General features: G+C 67.6%; 3 protein-coding genes. All 3 read left to right on the top strand.

From position 1 onward, the window contains the following. Positions 1 to 604, top strand: a 604-nt coding sequence (locus tag ABLA28_RS10690; RefSeq protein ID WP_347713653.1) for a hypothetical protein, incomplete at its 5' end; no start/stop codon positions are given. A 47-nt stretch (positions 605 to 651) separates the two neighbouring features. After that, positions 652 to 2,526 carry a hypothetical protein gene (locus ABLA28_RS10685; RefSeq protein WP_347713652.1) on the top strand — a complete coding sequence of 625 codons (1,875 nt, stop codon included), beginning with the start codon at positions 652 to 654 and terminating at the stop codon, positions 2,524 to 2,526. Between the two features lie 4 nt (positions 2,527 to 2,530). Beyond that, entirely contained in the window at positions 2,531 to 4,312 is a 1,782-nt protein-coding gene (locus tag ABLA28_RS10680; protein WP_347713651.1) for a right-handed parallel beta-helix repeat-containing protein, read from the top strand. Positions 4,313 to 4,337: the final 25 nt, after the last annotated feature.

Here is a 4,337-nt window from a genome sequence, read left to right as displayed (position 1 = left end):
GCTGCTGTGGGGCGTCATGGAGCTTCACCGCGCCGCGGCCGCCGCCGGGGCGCGGAAAAAACAGCTGCGGGACTGGCTGCGCTACGCCGAGTCCCTGACGGGCAAGCTCATGGAGGAGTTCTGGGACCCCGAGGACGGGGGGCTGTTCCTCTCCTCCTCGGACGACCCCAACATCTTCCTGAGGCGCAAGACGGCGAGCGACGACGCGGCCCCCTCGGCCAATGCCCTCGCGGCCATGGGGCTGGCCGAGCTGAGCTCCGCCCTTGGCGAACGAAGCTACATGGAGCGGGCCCGGGAGATCGTCGCCTGTTTCGCCCGGGCTGCCGCGCTGCGCCCCCTGGATCATCTCTCCCTGATCACCGCCTCGGGGATGCTGAGACCGGTCAGGGCGGCGGAGGCGGAGGCCGAAACGGACGAGGGCAGAGAGCCCCCTGCGGAGGCCGCCGAAGTCCCATCCGAGGAGGCCCCCGTATCGGCTGCGGAGCCCCGTGAGGACGAGGGGACACCTCGCAGCCATCCGGAGCGGTCCCGACGGGATCGGGCAGCGGCGCGGAGCGAACGCCGCCTCTCCCGGACCCGTCGGTCGGGATTGAGGGACAGGTAGATTTCCGGTCGCAAACACAGGGAGATCCAAGACAAGGAGGTTTTGCCATGAGAAGTTTTTTCAGGGTCGCAGGCGGCGCGCTGGTCCTTTGCCTTTCGTGCCTTCTGCTGTCCGGCACGGAGGCCGGAGCGAACTACCGTTTCGACGACCTTTTCGGCCCAAGCGGCGTGGGCGCCCAGTGGATGGTGATCACCGGGGGCATGGACACGGTGGGCGACGCGGCGGCCCAGGTCCCCATGAAGGTCAGCGGGGACATCGTGAGCGACCGCAACTCCGTTGTCATTATGAACGGGCGCACGGAGGAGCCCCTGGGGGACGAGGCCAACCGGGACATCCGCGCGATGTTCCTGGTGCTGACGGGAACCCAGGCCTCGATGAAGGTCGGATTCGACTATTCGGGGCCCGGCGACGCGGTCACGCCGGACGGCCTGGTGGACAACCCCTTCTACTCCACGCGCAAGACCCCGCTGGGGAACGGCGGATACGATTTTCTCTTCGTCAAGAACAGGGAGCAGGGGAAGTTCGGCAGCGTGAGGGGTAACTTCGCCTTCCACCAGAACCCCTCGTCCCACTATCCCTCCACCCCGTCCCAGACCCTTCTGGTGCCCTTCGTCATCGCCAACGTCGCGGACGGAACGGCGGAGGCCGAGCCGCTGCTCTTCCGGGCCATCCTGCGCGAGCCCAACTCCGCGGGACTGGGCGACATGACGGCCTACGACAACTTCACGTGGGACGTGACGGACGACAAGACGACGGAGAGCGCCCAGTGGGTGTTCGTCCCCGTCCCCGAGTGGCCCGCACACGACAGGATCGACTACCGTCTGACCACGGAGGTCACGAACCACACGGGCATCCGCTACGCGGTGCAGCGCTACGACAGCTACGCCTGGACGCACCTGATCCCCACCTACTGGGCCTTCGACCTGCCGCGCTCCCAGAGCCTCAAGGACGTACCGCCCCGATTCCAACTCAACGACATCAGCCATGTCGCGCCGGGCCTCAAGACCGTCTACAACCAGCGCTTCAACGTCAACGAGGGGATGAAGAGGGCGCTGCGGCTCTATCCCGTCGATCCCGCGGCGGGGTTCCGCGAACTGATCCTGAACCACAGGATCATCTTCGGCCTGGACCTCGGGACGGCGTCGGCCCCCGCCGAGGGGCACGAGCCCAGCATCTGGAAGGCCGCCGCCTTCAACCCCCGCGCCGCCAGCACGGACTTTCTCAAGAACGTCGCCAGGGCGATGGACGCATCGGCCGTGAGGGCACCCGAGGGACGGACCGTGACCTCCGGCGTCGTCCGCAACACCTACGTGGCCGGGGACGTCATCGCCTCCTTCGCCGTCGACGCGTCCATCCCCGGCTCGGCCCGGAGGGAAGGGGCCGAGGGCCTGCTGCCCCTGCACATTACCTTCAACCTGCCCCGCACGCACCTGCTGGTGGCCCCCAAGTGGGAGGGGCTGCTCGACCAGTGGCACGAGACGGGCGACATCAAGAGCGAATTCGCGCGCAACTTTAGCCTCTACCTGCGCAGCGGGAGCGAGAATGACTGGAACCTGATCCAGGAACTGGAGAAACAGGGGTACTACGACAGGCTGGTCAAGATCTTTCTGGACGAGGAACGCGGCGTGATCACGGTGAGCTTCATCGCCATGCTGATGGACGGCACGGGCAGCGACTCGCGGCCGGCCCTGCGCGTCGTGTCCGACAGGACGCCGACCACGGAGAACGACTTCCTGGTCCTGAGGGACGGGACCTCCGACAACCGCTGGAACCTGACCTTCTACGCCGCCCCGGCGGACTACAAGGAGAACCCGAGCAACCCGACGAATAAGGAGAAGAGCGGCGGCGGGGGCTGCGACGGCCTGGGGCTGGGGATGATGGGCCTTCTGGCCGCGGCGCTGCTGATTCGCAAAGGGAGGTAGAGAGATGAAAAGGTTTTTGATCCCCGGCCTGCTGGCCCTGGCGTGCCTGTCGTTCTGCTCCGGCGCGGAGGCCGATACGACCATCATCAACAGCTACGCCGAGCTGAGGGACGCCGTGAAGAACCCGGTCAGCCTGGACATCCGGCTGGGCTCGGACATCGCGATTACCTCGGCGATCCCCGTATCGCTGGACGCCAAGATAGACGGGGCCGGGAAAAAGCTGACCGCGGGCGGGGCCTTCCGGCACTTCGAGGTTCAGAGCGCCGCAGGCAACGGCCCCACCTTCAAGGGCGTCACGTTCGAGGGAGGAGGCAATGGAGGCGGCGTCTCCGTCGCATCGGGCGGCAAGGCGACGTTCGAGGGCGGCACATTCCGGAACAACCGGTCCACGGGCAACGGCGGGGCCCTCAGCGTCTCCGGCGCGGTCACGCTCTCCGGAACGGTGGCCTTCGACCACAACTCCGCGGCGGACAGCGGCGGAGCCGTCTACCTGGACGGGGCGGACGTGGAGTTCCCCGCGGGCGTCCGCTTCGAGAACAACACGGCCAAGAACGGCGGGGCCGTGGCCCTGAGCGGCTCCTCGGGATCCCGAGCCACCTTCAACGGCAATGCGTTCTCCGCAAACCGTGCGACGGAAAACGGCGGGGCCCTCCATATCCCCGGCAGCGCGGCGGTCGTCTTCAACGCGGACCAGGAATTCGGCGGCAACAGCGCGGCCGACGGCGGCGCCATTTGGACGGCATCCCTCGCCTTCGCCTCAGGCAGGACCCTGACCTTCACGGGGAACACGGCTACGGGCAAGGGCGGCGCGCTCTACGTTGAAGGCACGGCGACGCTGACGGACAAGTTCGTCTTCAGGACCAACGGCGCGGCCCAGGGGGGCGCCGTCTTCGCAGCGTCCGACCTCACCGTCGCCGGAGGAAGCTTCGCCGGAAATACGGCGTCCGAGTCCGGCGGGGCCATCTGCGCGGCCGGGACGGCTATGGTCACGGGCGGGGCCTTCGAGGCCGGCAACAAGGCCGAGGGAACCGGACCGGACGACGGCGGCGGGGCCATCTGGGCCAAGGAGATCAAGGTCGAGCCGTCCGGGAGCGACCCCATCGTCTTCGCGGGCCAGGTCGCCCGAAAGGACGGGGGCGCCCTGTTCAGCAAGACCTCCCTTTCCGCCAAGAACACGCTGTTCACCGACAACAAGGCGATGACAGGCAGCGGAGGGGCCGTGATGGCCAATTCGGGGGTCACGCTGGAGCATACCGCCTTCCGGGACAACTCCGCCGCCGGGAGGGGGGGCGCCGTCTTCGCGGGGGACTCCTCCGGGATCGCCTCCAGCCTCTTTCAGAGGAACGCCTCTCAGGGCGACGGCGGCGCGTTTATCCTCGACAAGACGACGGCGACCTTCCAGATGTCCGCCACCCTCATGGAGGGAAACACCGCGGGCGGCATCGCCCGGTCGGGCCAGGGCGGCGCGCTCTTCCTGAAGCTGAAGAAGGCGGAGATCGGGCGCTCCACCTTTGCGGGGAACCTGAGCCAGAGCCCGAACGAGGCCCAGGGCGGCGCCGTCCGCATCTCGGTAGCGGAGCTCTCCGACATCAGCAACGGCACCTTTGCCGGAAACAGCACGAAGGGAGACGCGAAGAGCCTCGGCGGGGCCCTGTTCCTGGACGGGCCCTTCACCCTCAGAAACTGCACCCTCGCCCTCGAGAACGCCACGACGGGCGCCGGGGAGTGCCGGGGCGGCGGGATCTTTCTGAATAACGGGAACCTGCTGTCTCTTATACACATCTGACGCTGCCGACGACTAGTCGAGTGTA

This window comes from uncultured Fretibacterium sp. (assembly GCF_963544685.1).
GTDB lineage: Bacteria > Synergistota > Synergistia > Synergistales > Aminobacteriaceae > CAJPSE01.
Note: the sequence above shows the minus strand (reverse complement) of the source record. Positions and strands in the feature narration are given on the sequence as shown.